At 69.9% G+C, this 16,140-nt stretch carries 18 protein-coding genes; 12 read left to right on the top strand and 6 right to left on the bottom strand.

All coding sequences use genetic code 11. The features are described 5' to 3' along the window. Positions 1-123: 123 nt before the first annotated feature. From QTI20_RS01470 to QTI20_RS01480, 3 genes are all read left to right on the top strand, one after another. Positions 124-1,158 (top strand): ABC transporter substrate-binding protein, encoded by a 1,035-nt coding sequence (locus tag QTI20_RS01470; protein ID WP_286550664.1) that lies wholly within the window; start codon positions 124-126, stop codon positions 1,156-1,158. A 76-nt stretch (positions 1,159-1,234) separates the two neighbouring features. Beyond that, positions 1,235-2,059, top strand: coding sequence for an ABC transporter ATP-binding protein (locus QTI20_RS01475; protein ID WP_286550663.1), 825 nt, complete (start codon positions 1,235-1,237; stop codon positions 2,057-2,059). A 1-nt stretch (position 2,060) separates the two neighbouring features. Continuing rightward, positions 2,061-2,897, top strand: coding sequence for an ABC transporter permease (locus QTI20_RS01480; protein ID WP_286550662.1), 837 nt, complete (start codon positions 2,061-2,063; stop codon positions 2,895-2,897). A gap of 24 nt (positions 2,898-2,921) precedes the next feature. Here QTI20_RS01480 and QTI20_RS01485 read toward each other — a convergent pair whose 3' ends face one another. Both QTI20_RS01485 and gloB read right to left on the bottom strand, forming a co-directional pair. Beyond that, on the bottom strand, positions 2,922-4,535 hold the full coding sequence (locus tag QTI20_RS01485) for a transglycosylase SLT domain-containing protein (RefSeq protein ID WP_286550661.1): 1,614 nt from the start codon (positions 4,533-4,535) through the stop codon (positions 2,922-2,924). Then, complete coding sequence (gloB, locus tag QTI20_RS01490; RefSeq protein ID WP_286550660.1) at positions 4,532-5,317, bottom strand: hydroxyacylglutathione hydrolase; 786 nt, start codon at positions 5,315-5,317, stop codon at positions 4,532-4,534. The genes QTI20_RS01485 and gloB overlap by 4 nt, the downstream gene beginning before the upstream one ends. On the opposite strand from gloB, the gene QTI20_RS01495 reads away from it, so the two are divergent. Together QTI20_RS01495 and rnhA are read left to right on the top strand one after the other, a co-directional pair. Beyond that, positions 5,316-6,113 carry a class I SAM-dependent methyltransferase gene (locus QTI20_RS01495; protein WP_286550659.1) on the top strand — a complete coding sequence of 266 codons (798 nt, stop codon included), beginning with the start codon at positions 5,316-5,318 and terminating at the stop codon, positions 6,111-6,113. The genes gloB and QTI20_RS01495 overlap by 2 nt on opposite strands. Next, on the top strand, positions 6,110-6,559 hold the full coding sequence (gene rnhA, locus QTI20_RS01500; protein ID WP_286550658.1) for a ribonuclease HI: 450 nt from the start codon (positions 6,110-6,112) through the stop codon (positions 6,557-6,559). Before QTI20_RS01495 ends, rnhA begins: the two co-directional genes overlap by 4 nt. 80 nt (positions 6,560-6,639) lie before the next feature. Here the strand turns inward: rnhA and moeA are convergent, their stop codons facing one another. The 3 genes from moeA to moaA are packed head-to-tail and all read right to left on the bottom strand — an operon-like array spanning position 6,640 to position 9,673. Further along, positions 6,640-7,938, bottom strand: a complete 1,299-nt coding sequence (gene moeA / locus QTI20_RS01505; protein ID WP_286550657.1) for a molybdopterin molybdotransferase MoeA — start codon at positions 7,936-7,938, stop codon at positions 6,640-6,642. Continuing rightward, complete coding sequence (gene mobA / locus QTI20_RS01510) at positions 7,935-8,558, bottom strand: molybdenum cofactor guanylyltransferase MobA (protein WP_286550656.1); 624 nt, start codon at positions 8,556-8,558, stop codon at positions 7,935-7,937. The genes moeA and mobA overlap by 4 nt, the downstream gene beginning before the upstream one ends. After that, positions 8,555-9,673 (bottom strand): GTP 3',8-cyclase MoaA, encoded by a 1,119-nt coding sequence (gene moaA, locus QTI20_RS01515; protein ID WP_286550655.1) that lies wholly within the window; start codon positions 9,671-9,673, stop codon positions 8,555-8,557. The genes mobA and moaA overlap by 4 nt, the downstream gene beginning before the upstream one ends. A 191-nt stretch (positions 9,674-9,864) precedes the next feature. Between moaA and QTI20_RS01520 the strand changes: the two genes are divergently transcribed. From QTI20_RS01520 to QTI20_RS01530, 3 genes are read left to right on the top strand one after another with little or no spacing between them, the layout of a single operon-like run. Next, positions 9,865-10,359: a DUF2753 family protein gene (locus tag QTI20_RS01520; protein WP_286550654.1), complete on the top strand. Its 495-nt coding sequence runs from the start codon at positions 9,865-9,867 to the stop codon at positions 10,357-10,359. 38 nt (positions 10,360-10,397) lie between these two features. Then, entirely contained in the window at positions 10,398-11,021 is a 624-nt protein-coding gene (locus QTI20_RS01525; RefSeq protein WP_286550653.1) for a superoxide dismutase, read from the top strand. Between the two features lie 10 nt (positions 11,022-11,031). Next, positions 11,032-11,937 (top strand): ZIP family metal transporter, encoded by a 906-nt coding sequence (locus QTI20_RS01530; protein WP_286550652.1) that lies wholly within the window; start codon positions 11,032-11,034, stop codon positions 11,935-11,937. 125 nt (positions 11,938-12,062) lie between these two features. Here the strand turns inward: QTI20_RS01530 and QTI20_RS01535 are convergent, their stop codons facing one another. After that, complete coding sequence (locus tag QTI20_RS01535) at positions 12,063-13,496, bottom strand: aldehyde dehydrogenase family protein (protein ID WP_286550651.1); 1,434 nt, start codon at positions 13,494-13,496, stop codon at positions 12,063-12,065. 179 nt (positions 13,497-13,675) lie between these two features. On the opposite strand from QTI20_RS01535, the gene QTI20_RS01540 reads away from it, so the two are divergent. The 4 genes from QTI20_RS01540 (at position 13,676) to QTI20_RS01555 (ending at position 16,127) form a co-directional block, all read left to right on the top strand. Further along, the gene (locus QTI20_RS01540) at positions 13,676-14,020 is read left to right on the top strand and encodes a hypothetical protein (protein WP_286550650.1); all 345 of its coding nucleotides are present in this window, start codon (positions 13,676-13,678) and stop codon (positions 14,018-14,020) included. Then, complete coding sequence (locus tag QTI20_RS01545; protein WP_286550649.1) at positions 14,007-14,264, top strand: hypothetical protein; 258 nt, start codon at positions 14,007-14,009, stop codon at positions 14,262-14,264. Before QTI20_RS01540 ends, QTI20_RS01545 begins: the two co-directional genes overlap by 14 nt. 218 nt (positions 14,265-14,482) lie before the next feature. Then, a complete protein-coding gene (locus QTI20_RS01550; protein WP_286550648.1) occupies positions 14,483-15,052 on the top strand; it encodes a hypothetical protein in 570 nt (189 codons plus the stop codon). Positions 15,053-15,131: 79 nt separating this feature from the next. Beyond that, complete coding sequence (locus QTI20_RS01555) at positions 15,132-16,127, top strand: Bug family tripartite tricarboxylate transporter substrate binding protein (protein ID WP_286550647.1); 996 nt, start codon at positions 15,132-15,134, stop codon at positions 16,125-16,127. The last annotated feature ends 13 nt before the right edge of the window (positions 16,128-16,140 follow it).

Below are 16,140 nucleotides of genomic sequence, written 5' to 3' on the forward strand. Positions count from 1 at the left end.
GATGACCCCTCTTTTTGCTTACGTGGAAACCCCCACGGGATGTTCCCGATGCAGGGGGTGCATGCGCGCGCCTAAGCTCGATTCGGTCTTCAAGCCGAATGACAAACCAGGGACCCACGCGCCATGCTCAATCGCCGCACCTTCACCTCCGCCGCAGCGCTGGGCGCCGCATCGATCGCCGTGCCACGGGTGGTTGCGCAGGCCAAGCCCGAGAAGACGCGGGTCTCCATCGCCGTGGGCGGCAAGGCGGCTTTCTACTACCTGCCCCTGACCATCACGGAGCAACTGGGCTACTTCAAGGCCGAGGGGCTGGACGTCGAGATCTCCGACTTCGCCGGTGGCGCGCGCGCGCTGCAGGCGGTGGTCGGCGGTTCGGCCGATGTCTGCTCGGGCGCCTACGAGCACACCATCAACCTGCAGGCCAAGAACCAGATGTTCCAGGCCTTCGTGCTGCAGGGGCGCGCACCGCAGATCGCAGTGGGCGTCTCGACCAAGAACATGGCCGGCTACAAGGGCATCGCCGACCTCAAGGGCAAGAAGATCGGTGTCTCCGCGCCGGGGTCGTCGACCAACATGGTGGCCAACCTGGTGCTGTCGCGCGGCGGGCTCAAGGCCAGCGACGTGAGCTTCATCGGCGTGGGCGTGGCCGCGGGCGCGCTCACCGCGCTGCGCTCGGGCCAGATCGATGCGATCAGCAACACCGACCCGGTGATGACCATGCTCGAGCAGAAGGGCGACGTGCAGATCATCAGCGACACGCGCACGCTCAAGGGCACGCAGGAGGTGTTCGGCGGCCTGATGCCCGCGGCCTGCCTCTATGCCTCCTCCGACTTCATCCAGAAGAACCCGGGCACCTGCCAGGCGCTGGCCAATGCGATCGTGCACGGCCTCAAGTGGCTGCAGACCGCCGGTCCCAGCGACATCATCAAGACCGTGCCCGAGACCTACCTGCTGGGCGACCGCGCGCTCTACCTCGCGTCCTTCGACAAGGTCCGCGAATCGATCGCCATCGACGGCCTGGTGCCGGCCGAGGGACCCAAGACCGCGCTCACCGCCATCGCCAGCTTCGACCCCAGCGTGAAGGCCGACAAGATCGACCTGAGCAAGACCTACACCAACGATTTCGCGCGCCGCGCGAAGGAGCGCTTCAAGGCCTGAGGCCGCGTCCATCGACCCGGCCCAGGCCGGGTTTTTTCTGGGGCGCCACGCGCGAGCGCCTTCCTTCCTCCGCACCATGTCCGCCGATTCCCCCTACGCCCTCGAACTGATCGACATCCAGTGCACCTTCCGCGCGAAGGACGACGCGAGCCAGCGCTATACCGCGGTGGCCGACACCACGCTGCGCATCCGCGAGGGCGAATTCGTCTCCGTGGTCGGGCCCACGGGCTGCGGCAAGTCGACGCTGCTCAACGTGGGGGCCGGGCTGCTGCAGCCTTCCTCGGGCACGGTGAAGGTGTTCGGCCAGCCGCTCGAGGGCATCAACACGCGCGCCGGCTACATGTTCCAGACCGAGGCGCTGATGCCCTGGCGCAGCGCGCGCGACAACGTGATGGTCGGGCTGCAGTACCGCGGCGTGTCCGATGCCGACGCGGCCGCGCAGGCCGAACAGTGGCTCGCGCGGGTCGGGCTCGCGGGCTTCGGCGACCGCTACCCGCACCAGCTCTCCGGCGGCATGCGCAAGCGCGCGGCGCTCGCGCAGACGCTGGTGCTCGACCCCGACATCATCCTGATGGACGAGCCCTTCAGCGCGCTCGACGTGCAGACCCGCCAGCTGATGGAGAACGAGGTGCTCGAACTCTGGAGCCGCAAGAAGAAGGCGGTGCTCTTCATCACGCACGACCTCGACGAGGCCATCGCGATGAGCGACCGCGTGGTGGTGCTGTCGGCCGGCCCGGCCACGCACCCGATCGGCGAGTTCGCGATCGACCTCGCGCGGCCGCGCGACGTGGCCGAGGTGCGCACGCATCCGCGCTTCGTCGAGCTGCACACGCAGATCTGGAACGTGCTGCGCGACGAGGTGCTCAAGGGCTATGCACAGCAGTTGAAGAAGGCGGCGTGACATGGCCACGTTCCGACCCACCGAACGCAACGCCCGCGCCTGGCAGGTCGGCCTGCTGGTCGTGCTGCTGCTGGCCTGGCACCTGGTGTCGCGCGGCGACAAGGCGGCTTTCTTCCTGGGCGAGCCGATCCAGGTCGCGGGCCGCATCTGGAGCTGGTTCCTGCCCTTCGCCGTGCCGCCCAACCCGCTGTTCCCCGAAGGGCTGCCCGGCAACGCGGACATCTACAGGCACCTCGGCACCACGCTGCTCGAGACCGTGCTGGCCTTCGGCATTGGCACGGTGCTGGGCCTGGCCTGCGGGCTCTGGCTGGCGCTCGCGCCCACCGCCAGCCTGATCCTCGACCCCTACATCAAGGCGGCGAACTCGATGCCGCGCGTGATCCTCGCGCCGATCTTCGCGCTGTGGTTCGGCCTGGGCATCTGGAGCAAGGTGGCGCTGGCGGTCACGCTGGTGTTCTTCATCGTGTTCTTCAACGTCTACCAGGGCGTGCGCGAGGTGAGCCCGGTGGTGCTGGCCAACGCGAAGATGCTGGGCGCCAACCAGCGGCAATTGCTGCGCACCGTGTACCTGCCGAGCGCGACGAGCTGGGTCTTCTCCAGCCTGCACACCTCGGTGGGCCTGGCTTTCGTGGGCGCGGTGGTGGGCGAGTACCTGGGCTCGGCGCGCGGCGTGGGCTACCTGATCCTGCAGGCCGAGGGCACCTTCGACGTCAACACGGTGTTCGCCGGCATCGTCGTGCTCACGGTCTTCGCGCTGGCGCTCGACGGCCTGGTGGGGCGCGTCGAGAAGCGGCTCATGAAGTGGCAGCCGCGCAGCGGCGAGACCGAGAAGCTCTGAGCGCGGCGCGCGACGGCCGCTCGCTCAGCGCTTCTGCTTGGACGGCGTGCCGCCGCGCTTCTCGCGCACGATCGGGGCGGGCTTGCTCTTGACCACCACCGGCCGGGTCTTGACCACGGCGGTCTTGCCGGCCAGCGCCTGGCGCGGTGCCACGGCGGTCTTGGCGCTCACGCCGCGCACCGCGGTGCCGGTGCCCACGCGGGCCGCGCGCGCGGCCTGCACCGGCAGGTAGACGACCACGCTCAGGCCACGCGCGAACACGTGGTTGGCCTTGACGTCGTTCCATTCGGCCACGCTGGCGGGGCTCACGCGGTAGCGCCGCGCGATGCTGGCCACGCTGTCGCTGCGGCCGGCCTTGACCGTGGTGCGGCGGGTGACGATCTCGGGCTGGAAGCTCAGGTGGCCGGTGTCGGCCACCAGCGCGGCCACGTCTTCCTGCACCCGCGCGCCGCGCGGCACGATCAGCGTCGAGCCGGCCTTGATCAGCATGCGCGGCGGCACCTGGTTGATGGCGCGCAGGTCGGCTTCGCTCATGCCCGAGCGTTGCGCCGCGTCGGCCACGGTCATGGTGCCGGGCACGGTCCAGGCGGTCCAGCTCGCGTACTGGCCCTGGCTGTAGGCCTCGAAGTTGCGCTGGAACACGGCGGCGTTGTCCCAGGGCAGCAGGATCTGCGGCGTGCCGGCCGCGAGCAGCACCGGCTTGTGGGCGGCGGGGTTGAGCGCGCGGAAGTCCTCGATGCGCACGTCGGCCAGCTTGGCGGCCAGCGCCACGTCCAGGTCGCGCGTGAGCGTCACGGTCTGGAAGTAGGGGTGGTTGGCGATCACCGGCAGGTCGACATTGAAGCGCTGCGGATCGGCCACGATGTTCTTGACCGCCTGCAGCTTGGGCACGTAGCCGCGCGTCTCGGCCGGCATCGTGAGGTCCATGTAGCCGGTCGGCAGGCCGGCGCGCTGGTTCTTGGCGATGGCGCGCCCGACGCTGCCTTCGCCCCAGTTGTAGGCGGCCAGCGCCAGGTGCCAGTCGCCGAACATGGTGTAGAGGCGCTGCAGGTAGTCGAGCGCGGCGCGGGTGGAGGCCAGCACGTCGCGCCGGTCGTCGCGGAAGATGTTCTGCTTGAGGTCGTAGTCGTTGCCGGTCGCGGGCATGAACTGCCACATGCCGGCGGCGCGCGCGCTGGACACGGCCTGCGGGTTGAAGGCGCTCTCGATGAAGGGCAGCAACGCCAGCTCGGTCGGCATGTTGCGGCGCTCGAGCTCCTCGACGATGTGGAAGATGTAGCGGTTGGAGCGCTCGGTCATGCGCTGCACGTAGTCGGGCCGCACCGCATACCACTGCTCCTGCTCGCGCACCGTGTCGGTGTCGAGGTCGGGCATCTTGAAGCCGCGGCGGATGCGGTCCCACATGTCGACCGGGGGCGCCAGCGTGACCACGCTGCGCGCACCGGCGCCGGCGCGGCCGGCGGTGATGGGGGTGAGCGCGCCGCCCGGGTACACCGGGGCGGCAGAGCCTTCAGGCAGGGCGACGGGAGGAACGCCGCCATCGGTGGCAGACAGGTCCGTCGACGAAGGCTGCTGCGTGCTTGCGCATCCCGCGAGAAAGACGGCGCCTGCCAGGCAGACGGCGGAGAGAAATTTCATCGGAAGTCGTTTTTCCATTGGCGCAATGCAGCGAACACCTCGACCTCGGCCGCATCGGCGCCGAGGTGGGCCTGTGCGCGCACGGCTTGAAGGACGGTGGCTTCGCGGCTGCGAAGAAAGGGGTTGATCCGGCGCTCGGTGCCGAGCTGCGAGGGCAGCGTCGGCGTACCGTGCGCGCGCAGCGATTCGCAATGCGCCGTGTAGTGAGTCAGATCGGCGTTGCCGGGTTCCACCGCGCGGGCGAATCGCAGGTTAGCAAGTGTGTATTCATGGCCGCAGCACACGCGGGTGTCGCCCGGCAGCGCGGCCAGCGTGTCGAGCGAGGCCAGCATCTGCGCCGGCGTGCCCTCGAAGATGCGGCCGCAGCCGCCCGAGAACAGCGTGTCGCCGCAGAACAGGATCGGGGCTTGGCCCCGCTGCGCGTCGGCGGGCAGGAAGAAAGCGATGTGGCCGGCGGTGTGGCCCGGGATGTCGAACACCTCGAAGCGCAGGCCCAGGGCTTCAGCATGGTCGCCGCGCGCCATGGGCGTGTAGGGCTCGGGAATGGTCTCGCCGGCCGGGCCGAAGACCTGGGCCCCGGTGGCCTCGCGCAGCGCCGCCACGCCGCCCGAATGATCGGCGTGATGGTGCGTGACTAGAATCGCGGCCAGCTGCAGATGCGCGCGCGCCAGTGCGTCGAACACCGGTTGGGCGTCGCCCGGGTCCACCACGATCGCGTGGCTCCCGTTCTGCAGCATCCAGATGTAGTTGTCAGCGAAGGCGGGCAGCGGAACAAGGGTCATGAGCGGTCAAATTATAGGTTTGCAGGATTGGTTCGAGACCCCGCCTGGCCAGTACCTGCTGGCATGGGAGCAGGCGCAGTTCGACCAGGCCGTGGCCGATGTCTTCGGCTACCACGCGCTGCAGCTGGGCCTGGGCCGCATCGAGGCGTTGCGCAGCAACCGCATGCCGCACCGCTGGCTGGCGCTCGCCGACACCGTGCCCACCGGCCGGGCCGCACTGCTGACCGAATTCTCCGCCTTGCCCTTTCCCGCGAACAGCCTGGACCTGGTCGTGCTGCCGCACACGCTCGAACTGAGCCCCGATCCGCATGCCACATTGCGCGAAGTCGAGCGCGTGCTGGTGCCCGAGGGCCGGGTCATCATCTGCGGCCTGAACCCGACCAGCCTCTGGGGCATGCGCCAGCGGCGCGCCCATCTTTACAAAAGGCTGGGCTTCGGCGAGCTGTTCCTGCCCGAAACCGGCGACTTCATCGGCTACTGGCGCATGCGCGACTGGCTGCGCCTGCTGGGCTTCGAGGTGGAGTCGGGGCGCTTCGGGGTGTACCGTCCGGCGGTGCGCAGCGAGGCCTGGCTCGAGCGGCTGCGCTGGTTCGACACCGCCGGCGAACGCTGGTGGCCGATCTTCGGCGCCGTCTATTTCCTGGTCGCGGTCAAGCGGGTGCGCGGCATGCGCCTGCTGAGCGCCGACTGGCGGCGCGCTTCGCAGCGCGCCAGCGCACCCGTGCCGATTGCCGGCCGGATGCATCGCGAACCCGGTTCGCACCACCCATCGTCATCCAAAGGAACAGGTTCTTGAACGAAGTACAGATCTACACCGACGGGGCTTGCAAGGGCAACCCCGGCCCGGGCGGCTGGGGCGCCTGGCTCAAGTCGGGGCCGACCGAGAAGGAGTTGTTCGGCGGCGAACTCGCCACCACCAACAACCGCATGGAGCTGCAGGCCGTGATCGAAGGCCTGGCCGCGCTCAAGCGGCCCTGCAAGGTCACGCTGTACCTCGACAGCCAGTACGTGCGCCAGGGCATCACCGAATGGATCAAGGGCTGGAAGGCCAAGGGCTGGATGACCGCCAGCAAGCAGCCGGTGAAGAACGTCGAACTCTGGAAGCGCCTCGATGCGCTGGTGCAGGAGGGCGGTCACCAGATCGAATGGCGCTGGGTCAAGGGCCATTCGGGCGACCCGGGCAACGAGCGGGCCGACATGCTGGCCAACAAGGGCGTGGACAAGGCCTTGGGACGCCTCTGAGCGATAGGTGGGGCCGAGTTCATTCGTGAAACACCGCGGAACCGGCTCTGCCGGGCCGCTGGACACGAAGTGCGCCGCGCCTAGAGACAGCCCTCGAACAGCATCACGTCGACGGTCTCGCCCGCGGCCACGCTGCCCTGCTCGTGGTGCAGCACCACCAGGCCATTGGCTTCGGCCATCGAGCGCAGCACGCCCGAGCCCTGGTTCGTCGCCACGCACACCTCGGGCAACGCGCCCGGCACCGTGCGCACGAAACCGCGCTGGTACTCGGTGCGGCCCGGCTTCTTGCGGATCGCGCTGGACGTGGTCGCGCGCAGCAGCGGAGGCGGGGCGCGGTGCGCGGCGTTGCAGCCCATGCGCTGCAGCAGCGCGGGGCGCACGAAGGCCAGGAAGGTCACCATCACGGCCACCGGGTTGCCCGGCAGGCCGAACAGCAGGGCGTCGCTGCCGTCGTCGCGCGTGATCAGCCCCACGGCCATCGGCCGGCCCGGCCGCATGGAGATGCGCCAGAACGCGATGTCGCCCAGGCGCTGCATCACGGCGCGCGTGTGGTCGGCCTCGCCGACGCTCACGCCGCCGCTGCTGATGATCACGTCGGCCCGCTGCTCGGCCTGGCGCAGCGTGGCTTCGAGCGCCGCGGGGTCGTCGCGCACCACGCCCAGGTCGACGATCTCGCAGCCCAGCCGCGTCAGCAGGCCCAGCAGCGTGTAGCGGTTGCTGTCGTAGACCGCGCCTTCGCGCGGTGCCTCGCCCAGGCTCAGGATCTCGTTGCCGGTGGAGAAGCTGGCGACACGCAGCCGCGGCCAGACCGGCAGCGTCGCCAGGCCGAGGCTGGCGGCGAGGCCCAGCGCGGCCGGGCCCAGGCGGTCGCCCTCGCGCAGCGCGGCGCGGCCGGCCGCGAGGTCTTCGCCGGCCCGCCGGCGGTTGGCGCCCCGGCGCAGCAGGGTCGTTGCGAAGCGCACTTCGCCCTGGTCGACCGTGCACAGCTCCTGCGGCACCACGGTGTCGAGGTCTGGCGGCATCACCGCGCCGGTCGTGATCCGGACCGCCTGGCCCGCGTCGATCCGGCCGCGCCAGCAGGTGCCCGCGAGCGCCGTGCCGGCGATCTGCAGGCGGAGCTCGCCCGCGGCGCCGTCGAGCGCCGCGCCATCGAAGGCGAAGCCGTCCATGGCCGAGTTGTCGTGCGGCGGCACGTCGAAGGGCGAGACGATGTCCCGGGCCAGCACGCGGTCGAGCGCCAGATGCAACGGCACCGTCTCGAGGGGCCGGTCCGCGGCCGGGCCCACGAGGCGCGCCAGGAAGGCGTGCACGCCCTCGACGCTCAGCGCCTGCGGGTCATGGCCGCTCAACGCGGCCGCGATCTCGGCGAGGCGGTTCATCGCGGCGTTCCGGCTTCGAGCGCCTGCAGTTCGGCCCGCGTGTTGGCGTTGGCGAAGGCGCCGGGTGCGTCGAAGCGCACCTGCACCGTGCGATGGCCGGCGGTCCAGGCGTCGATCTTGCGGCCGCCCTGGGCGATGAAGCGGGCGAGGCTGTCGCACAGCGCGGTGGGCAGCAGGCAGAACACGGGTTGCGGGCGCCACACGGCGGCGCCCTGCGCATCGGCCTCGGGGGCACAGGCGACGGCGATCTCGGCCTCCGCCGCCGCCAGCGCATCGGCCAGGCGGCGTGCCAGGTCGAGCGGGAACAGGGGCGTGTCGCAGGGCACGGTCAGCAGCCAGGGGGTCTCGCAATGCGCGAGTCCGGCCAGGAAGCCGGCCAGCGGGCCCGGCTGGCGGTCGTCGGCGTCGGGCCAGACCGGCGCGCCGAAAGCTTCGTAGGCCGCGAGGTTGCGGTTGGCATTGAAGCGCAGCGCGCCGACCTGCGGCGCGAGCCGGCGCGCCGCGTGCTGGGCCAGGGGCAGGCCGTCGAAGGGCTGCAGGCCCTTGTCGACGCCGCCCATGCGCGCGCCGCGCCCACCGGCGAGCACCAGGCCCGTGATGTCTTGGGTGGAAATCTTCATCCGCCGATGTAGCTCATCTCGACCCGGCGGGGCGCGCCCGGGTCGCTCGTGTCGGGGGCGCGCAGCGCGCGCAGTTCGGAATAGCGGTCGGACCGGCCCTGCCAGATGTGGCCGATGGCCGTCAGGATGGCGTCGTCGGATGCGTCGGCCGCGCGCAGCAAGGGCCGCAGGTCGTGGCCGCTGCTGGCGAACAGGCAGAGGAAGAGCTTGCCTTCGGTCGAGAGCCGGGCCCGGCTGCAGTCGCCGCAGAAGGCCTGGGTCACGCTGCTGATCACGCCGATCTCGCCGGCGCCGTCTTCATAGGCCCAGCGCTGCGCCGTTTCGCCGGGCGCGGAGGCCTGCAGCGGGCGCAGCGGGAACTCGGCGCCGATGCGCGCGACCACCTCGGCCGAGGGCAGCACCTCGTGCATGCGCCAGCCGTTGGTGGCGCCGACGTCCATGTATTCGATGAAGCGCAGCACCGCGCCGGTGCCGCGGAAGTGGCGCGCCATCGGCAGGATCTCCTGGTCGTTGGTGCCGCGCTTGACCACCATGTTGATCTTGACCGGCAGCCCGGCGGCCTGGGCCGCATCGATGCCGGCCAGCACCTCGGTCACCGGGAAGTCGACGTCGTTCATGCGGCGGAACACCGCGTCGTCGAGGCTGTCGAGGCTGACCGTCACGCGCTGCAGGCCGGCGTCCTTGAGGGCCTGGGCCTTGCGCGCGAGCAGCGAGGCGTTGGTGGTCAGCGTGAGGTCCAGCGGCTGGCCGTCGGGCGTGCGCAGGGCCGCGAGCTGCGCGACCAGCGATTCCAGGTTCTTGCGCAGCAGCGGCTCGCCGCCGGTGAGCCGGAGCTTGCGCACGCCGTGCGCCGCGAACAGCCTGGCCAGCCGCGTGATCTCCTCGAAGCTCAGCAGCGCGCCGTGCGGCAGGTAGCGGTAGTCCTTGTCGAACACTTCCTTGGGCATGCAGTAGCTGCAGCGGAAGTTGCAGCGGTCGGTCACGCTGATGCGCAGGTCGGTGAGCGGGCGGCCCAGGCGGTCGTGCAGCGTCCCCGTGACCGGCGCGGCAGGCAGCGGCACCGGGGCGCGCAGGGCGCGGCCGATGTCGGCAAGGGGGACGAAGGTCTCGTTCATGGGTGGGGCGGCAAGCAGAAGCCAATTTACCTGATCGCCCCCGCCATTCCTGCGGGCGGGGCAAGTCGGCGCGGGCCTGCGTCATCGGTAAAACCCTCGGATGGACGGTTTGGTTGAGAATGACTATCATTTATCGACCCGAGTACGCAAAGCTCCTCCTTCGACGCAAAGGGTGAACACAGGAGCTCTGCATGAACCGATCCGCCGGTCTTCCGCTCGCGCCCGCAGGCTCCCTGCCGCCGGGACTGCCCGAATGGGAAAGCCTGATGCGCGGCGCCTGCGACGCCAGGCGTCGTGGCCAGGCCGCGCTCGCCGAGGCGGGCTGCCGGCAGGCGTTGACCGTCGCGCAGGCCCTGCTGTCCCATGGCGAAGCGGCCTGCGCGGACGACCGCGTGGCGGCCTTCGTGGTCACGCATCTGCAACTCGCCGACCTGCAGCGCGACGCCGAGCGGATCCACGACGCCGCTGCGCACCTCTGCGCCGCGCACTGCACGCTGATGGCGCTGCTGCGCAGCCCCGTCACCGAGCCCCTGCTGCAGCAGGCGGCCTTCCGTCACAGCCGCGAGACCCATGCCGCGCTGCTGGCGCACCTGGCCGAGCACGGCAGCGAGCCGGCCATCGTGGCCGCGCTGCGTGCCGGCTGCATGCCTTTTTCGCCCGCCGCGCACGGCGCCACGCTGCACTGAGCGATCTCCCGATTTTTTCAAAGCCAAGGAACCTTGCCATGCCTCACGTCCTCCCCAGCCTGCCTTATGCCTATGACGCGCTGGAGCCGCACATCGACGCGCAGACGATGGAGATCCATTTCACGAAGCACCACCAGGCCTACGTGAACAACCTCAACGCCGCGCTCGCGGGCACGGCCTTCGCCGAGCAGCCCGTGGAGCAGCTGATCGTCGAGCTCGACCAGCTGCCCGAGGCCCTGCGCGCGCCGGTGCGCAACAACGGCGGCGGCCACGCCAACCACAGCCTGTTCTGGACCGTGATGTCGCCCACCGGCGGCGGCGTGCCCGACGGCGAACTCGCCCGCGCCATCGACGCCGACCTCGGCGGCTTCGACGCCTTCAAGGAGGCCTTCACCAAGGCCGCGCTGACGCGCTTCGGCAGCGGCTGGGCCTGGCTCGGCGTCTCGAAGGAGGGCCAGCTGGCCGTCGAGAGCAGCGGCAACCAGGACAGCCCGCTGATGCGGGGCATCGGTTCGGGCAACACGCCCATCCTCGGCCTCGACGTGTGGGAGCACGCCTACTACCTCAAGTACCAGAACCGTCGCCCCGAATACATCGCGGCGTTCTACAACGTGGTGGATTGGGCCGAAGTGGCGCGGCGCTACGCCGCAGCGCGTGCCTGAGGAGGACAGGATGGACGAGACACGGTCGGTGGCGGTGCGCCAGGGGTGGTCGATGCGTCAGTGCGTCGGCTGGCTGATCGTGGCGGCCGGGGTGGCGGTGCTGCTCGCCCAGTTCTGGCAGTTCGTGGCCGGCAACGCCGTCGTCTTCAATGCCTTCGTCGGCGGCTCGGTGGCGGCGCTGGCCACCGCGCTGGGCACGCTGCCGGTGCTGTTTTCGCAGAAGCTCTCGGACCGCGTGCAGGACACGCTGTTCGGCTTCGGCGCCGGCGTGATGCTGGCCGCCTGCGCGTTCTCGCTGGTCATTCCGGGCCTCGAGGCCGCGCGTTCGAGCCAGGCCTTCGGCGGCGGCCCGTGGGCGGCCGGCGGCGTGGTGGGCAGCGCGATCCTGCTGGGCGCACTGGCCCTGCTGATGCTCGACCGTGTGCTGCCGCACGAGCATTTCATCAAGGGGCGCGAGGGCCATTCGGCGCAGAAGCTGCGGCGCACCTGGCTGTTCGTGATCGCGATCGCGCTGCACAACCTGCCCGAGGGCCTGGCCATCGGCGTGGGCTATGCCGGCAACGAAGGCCTGCGCGCCAACGCGCTGGCCACGGGCATCGCGATCCAGGACGTGCCCGAAGGCCTGGTGGTGGCGGTGGCGCTGCTGGCCGCGGGCTACAGCCGCGCCTTCGCGGTCGGGCTGGGCATGGCTTCGGGCCTGGTGGAGCCGATCGGCGCCGTGATCGGTGCCGCCGTCGTGGGCTATTCGGCCGCGCTGCTGCCCTGGGGCCTGGGTTTCGCGGCCGGCGCGATGTTGTTCGTGATCAGCCACGAGATCATCCCGGAGTCGCACCGCAAGGGGCACGAGGCCTTCGCCACGGGCGGGCTGATGATCGGCTTCGTGCTGATGATGATGCTCGACACCGCGCTAGCCTGACGAGCGCGTCTTCCGGTCTGTTCGTAAACACCGCGGAACCGGCTTTGCCGGGCCGCTGGTGTTGCCCCCGGAAGGGGGAGGGCGAAGCGACACGCAGTGCGCGAAGCCCCGGGGGAGAGCCAGTCCTAGCCGTGCTTGACCGCGATGGTTTTCAGCGTCGTGAAGCCGTACAGCGCCTCGAAACCCTTCTCGCGGCCGTAGCCCGAAGACTTCACGCCGCCGAAGGGCAGCTCCACGCCGCCGCCGGCGCCGTAGTTGTTGATGAAGACCTGGCCGGCGCGCACGCGCTTGGCCATGCGGAACTGGCGGGCGCCGTTCTCGGTCCAGACGCCGGCCACCAGGCCGAACTGGGTCGCGTTGGCCAGGGCCACGGCTTCGTCCTCGTCGCGGAAGGACATGGCGGCCAGCACCGGGCCGAACACCTCCTCCTGCGCCAGGCGGTGGTCCACCGGCACGTCGCGCAGCAGCGTCGGGGCCTGGTAGAAGCCGGTTTCGGGGGCTTCGTCGACCACCACGCCCTGCGCCACCATCGGGATGCCGGCGACCTGCGCGTCGGACAGGAAATCCCAGACGCGCTGCTGCTGGGTCTGGCGGATCAGCGGGCCCACGTCCAGGTCCATCGCGGCCGGGCCGACGCGCAGCGCCTCGAAGGCCTTGCCCAGGCGCTCGAGCACCAGCTCGTAGATGTCGCGCTCGATCAGCACGCGCGAGCCGGCCGAGCAGGTCTGGCCGGCGTTCTGCACGATGGCGTTGATCAGCGTCGGGATCGCGGCGTTGATGTCGGCATCGGCGAACAGGATCTGCGGGCTCTTGCCGCCCAGCTCCAGCGTGACCGGGCAGTGGCGCTCGGCCGCGACCTGCTGGATCAGCGTGCCGATCTTGGGGCTGCCGGTGAAGCTGATGTGGTCGATGCCTTCGTGGCGCGCCAGCGCGTCGCCCACTTCGTGGCCGTAGCCGGTCACGATGTTGAGGGCGCCGGCCGGGAAGCCGGCTTCGGCCGCCAGCTGGGCCACGCGGATCAGCGACAGGCAGGCGTCCTCGGCCGGCTTGACCACGCAGACATTGCCCGCGGCCAGGGCTCCGCCCACGCTGCGGCCGAAGATCTGCATCGGGTAGTTCCAGGGGATCACGTGGCCGGTCACGCCGTGCGGCTCGCGCCAGGTGAACACGCTGTAGCCGTCCTGGTAGGGGATGGTCTCGCCATGCAGCTTGTCGCAGGCGCCGGCGTAGAACTCGAAGTAGCGCACCAGCGCCAAGGCGTCGGCGCGGGCCTGCTTGACCGGCTTGCCGCAGTCGCGCTGCTCGAGCAGTGCCAGTTCGTCGACGTGCTCGGCGACCTTCTGCGACAGGCGGTAGAGCAGGCGGCCGCGTTCGGCCGCGCTCACCTTGTGCCAGACGCTCTCGAAGCAGTCGCGCGCGGCGCGCACCGCGGTGTCGATGTCGGCGGCGTTGCTGCGCTGGATTTCTTCGAAGACCTGGCCGTCCGACGGGTCGATGACGGGCAGGGTGCGGCCCGACGAGGAGGGCACGTCGGCATTGGCGATGTAGTTGAGTTGCATGTCGGATCACGCGGCGGGGAGCCGCTCGGAAGGGGGTCTTGGAAAGCGTCTGGAAGGGTCGGTCCGCAAGCGCGGTATGGTCGGTACCCAGCCGCCAATGGTAAGAGGCCTGCGCCCATCGCGCCGGCACTGCCTGGCGCGGACCTTGCAAACGGCCCTGAATGCCCCAACTTCGATCCATGAACGCAACTCCCAAGATCAGCCTCGACGTCACCGAAAGGTTGGCCCAGCTCCTCGAGCGGCTCGACCACAGCGCCGTGCCGGTGGGCGCGGACCAGTACCGTTCGGTCGTGATGCACCTCGTGCATGAATTCGCCGACGTGGCCCCCGGCGCCGCCCTGGGCCAGCTGCTCGACAGCTACCCGGCGGCGGCCGAGGTCTATGAGAACCTCCAGTACCAGCACGCCGGCCTGTGCCGCTCCGGGCTGGATGCCGCCATGGCCGCCGAACTGCGCGCCAAGGAAGCCATCGCCCGCGCCATGGCCACCCCTCCCGCACCGGATGCCGCCCATGTCCAAGGATGAGGTGAAGACGGCCGTGGTGGCCGACGGACTGCGCTACAAGTCCAAGCCGTCGGGTTCGCCCTTCCGGGCCTCGTCGTCCTTCAGTGGCGCGACCATGTCCTGCTTCATGTGCGGCAAGCACCGGCTGCGCTCGCAGATGCGCACGCGCCAGGTGCTGGGCAAGTCGCAGAGCGTCTGCGCGCCCTCCTGCAAGGCTCTGGCCGAGCAGCTCGACGGCGCCGCGCCGGTGGCCGAGGGCGGATAGGCGCGGATGGCGCGGGTGGAATGCCTGTACTTTCGAACGAAGTAGTTCAAACGGGTACTTGAAATCGACACATTGCTGCAGTGAAATGGCGTGTAAGAGTTGGAAACAAATGATTCTTGAGTTTTCGTTTGTTTCTGATTTTGGGGCGACTGGTCGTCCGTTCTGCGGGAAGAGACGTTTTCCCGGAACGATTCCCCGACCCGGCCCCCAGGAGGACCATGTTGAACAACCCGCGCCACGTCATCATGCAGGTCGTCAAGCGCTCAGGCGGCGCCACGCACCACGTGAGCTTCACCATCGACGACCACTTCGTCGAGCGCCTGGCCCAGTTGCGTTCGCTGGTGCCGCCGCTCACCAGCCTCAACAAGCAGCGTGACCTGGTGATCGACAAGGTGCGCGTGCGCCTGCCGACCGCGGTCTGGCGCGCCGGTTCGCAGGTCGAGGACCAGGTCGAGGGTTCCTGCATCGTGATCGCCAACGAAGGCCTCTTCAGCTGCGGTGGCAAGGACCGCCGCACCAAGGAGAAGCTCGTGACCTATGCCTTCTCGATCGCGCGCCTGAGCGAACTGCATGCCGAGCGGCGCGCGGGCGAGACCTTCTACATCCGCGACGGCGTCTTCACCAACGACGAACCGGCCGATTCGGCCGCCGGCCGCTGGGTGGCTTCGCTGCTGGAGTTCGAGGAGGTGCGCGTGCCAGATGCGCCCTCGGATTTCGACACCCTGCAGGGCGTGCCGTTGCGCAGCGAGCAGAGCAGCCCCGTGCGGCCCGGGGTGCGCTTCAACTGAGCGCCGGGCGGTGCTCCAGTAGACTGCGCGGCCTGAGGCTGTTGCGATCTCCGCATCGGCGACGGAGACAACACTCGACATGAATCGCAAGACACTGCTATCGCTGCTGGCCCTCTCGGCCCTCTCGACTCTCACCTTGGCCCCGAGCGCCGCCCTGGCGCAGGGCACGGCCGCCTACCCCAACAAGCCGATCCGCCTGATCGTTCCCTTCCCGCCGGGCGGCGGCACCGACATCCTGTCGCGCATCGTCGGCCAGCGCCTGACCGAGGCCAACAAGTGGACCGTGGTGGTCGACAACCGGCCGGGCGCCGGCGGCACCATCGGCATCACCGAGGCGGTGCGCATGCCCGCCACCGGCTACGAGATGGTCATGGGCCAGAAGGACAACCTGGCCGTGGCGCCCTGGCTCTACAAGGGCCTGAGCTACGACCCGTCGAAGGACCTGACGGCGGTGGCGCTGGTGGCCGAATCGCCGCTGGTGATCGTCACCGCCGCCAACTCGCCCTTCAAGAACATGGCCGACGTGATCGCCGCGGCCAAGACCGCGCCCGACACCATCACCTACGGCAGCCCGGGCAACGGCACCACCATCCACCTGGCGGGCGAGATGTTCAAGATGGACGCCGGCATCAAGATCACGCACGTGCCCTACAAGGGCTCCAACCCGGCGGTCATCGACACGATGAGCGGCACGGTCTCGATGATGGTGTCGTCCATTCCCTCGGCCATCTCGCAGATCAAGGCCGGCAAGCTGCGCGCCCTGGCCGTGACCTCGGCCAAGCGCAGCGTCAGCCTGCCCGACGTGCCGACGATCGCCGAATCGACCCCGCTCAAGGACTTCGACGTGAGCTCCTGGTACGGCGTCTTCATGCCCGCCAACGCGCCCAAGGACGTGGTCGCGGCGATGAACGCCGCCATCAACAAGCAGCTGGCGCTGCCCGAAGTGCGCGAGGCGATCCACGCCCAGGGCGCCGAGCCGCGGCCGCTCACGCCCGAGGCCTTCGGCGCGCTGGTCAAGGCCGACTACCTCAAGTGGAAGGGCATCGTCGCCGCTTCCGGCGTCAAGGTCGAGTGAGGTCGGGCGGGCC

The organism is Variovorax sp. J2P1-31 (assembly GCF_030317215.1).
Lineage (GTDB): Bacteria > Pseudomonadota > Gammaproteobacteria > Burkholderiales > Burkholderiaceae_C > Variovorax.

Coding starts and splice junctions, on each gene's coding strand:
- QTI20_RS01470 (WP_286550664.1), top strand. CDS start 124: ATGCTCAATCGCCGCACCTTCACCTCCGCCGCAGCGCTGGGCGCCGCA.
- QTI20_RS01475 (WP_286550663.1), top strand. CDS start 1,235: ATGTCCGCCGATTCCCCCTACGCCCTCGAACTGATCGACATCCAGTGC.
- QTI20_RS01480 (WP_286550662.1), top strand. CDS start 2,061: ATGGCCACGTTCCGACCCACCGAACGCAACGCCCGCGCCTGGCAGGTC.
- QTI20_RS01485 (WP_286550661.1), bottom strand. CDS start 4,535: ATGAAATTTCTCTCCGCCGTCTGCCTGGCAGGCGCCGTCTTTCTCGCG.
- QTI20_RS01495 (WP_286550659.1), top strand. CDS start 5,316: ATGAGCGGTCAAATTATAGGTTTGCAGGATTGGTTCGAGACCCCGCCT.
- gloB (WP_286550660.1), bottom strand. CDS start 5,317: ATGACCCTTGTTCCGCTGCCCGCCTTCGCTGACAACTACATCTGGATG.
- moeA (WP_286550657.1), bottom strand. CDS start 7,938: ATGAACCGCCTCGCCGAGATCGCGGCCGCGTTGAGCGGCCATGACCCG.
- mobA (WP_286550656.1), bottom strand. CDS start 8,558: ATGAAGATTTCCACCCAAGACATCACGGGCCTGGTGCTCGCCGGTGGG.
- moaA (WP_286550655.1), bottom strand. CDS start 9,673: ATGAACGAGACCTTCGTCCCCCTTGCCGACATCGGCCGCGCCCTGCGC.
- QTI20_RS01520 (WP_286550654.1), top strand. CDS start 9,865: ATGAACCGATCCGCCGGTCTTCCGCTCGCGCCCGCAGGCTCCCTGCCG.
- QTI20_RS01525 (WP_286550653.1), top strand. CDS start 10,398: ATGCCTCACGTCCTCCCCAGCCTGCCTTATGCCTATGACGCGCTGGAG.
- QTI20_RS01530 (WP_286550652.1), top strand. CDS start 11,032: ATGGACGAGACACGGTCGGTGGCGGTGCGCCAGGGGTGGTCGATGCGT.
- QTI20_RS01535 (WP_286550651.1), bottom strand. CDS start 13,496: ATGCAACTCAACTACATCGCCAATGCCGACGTGCCCTCCTCGTCGGGC.
- QTI20_RS01540 (WP_286550650.1), top strand. CDS start 13,676: ATGAACGCAACTCCCAAGATCAGCCTCGACGTCACCGAAAGGTTGGCC.
- QTI20_RS01545 (WP_286550649.1), top strand. CDS start 14,007: ATGTCCAAGGATGAGGTGAAGACGGCCGTGGTGGCCGACGGACTGCGC.
- QTI20_RS01550 (WP_286550648.1), top strand. CDS start 14,483: ATGTTGAACAACCCGCGCCACGTCATCATGCAGGTCGTCAAGCGCTCA.
- QTI20_RS01555 (WP_286550647.1), top strand. CDS start 15,132: ATGAATCGCAAGACACTGCTATCGCTGCTGGCCCTCTCGGCCCTCTCG.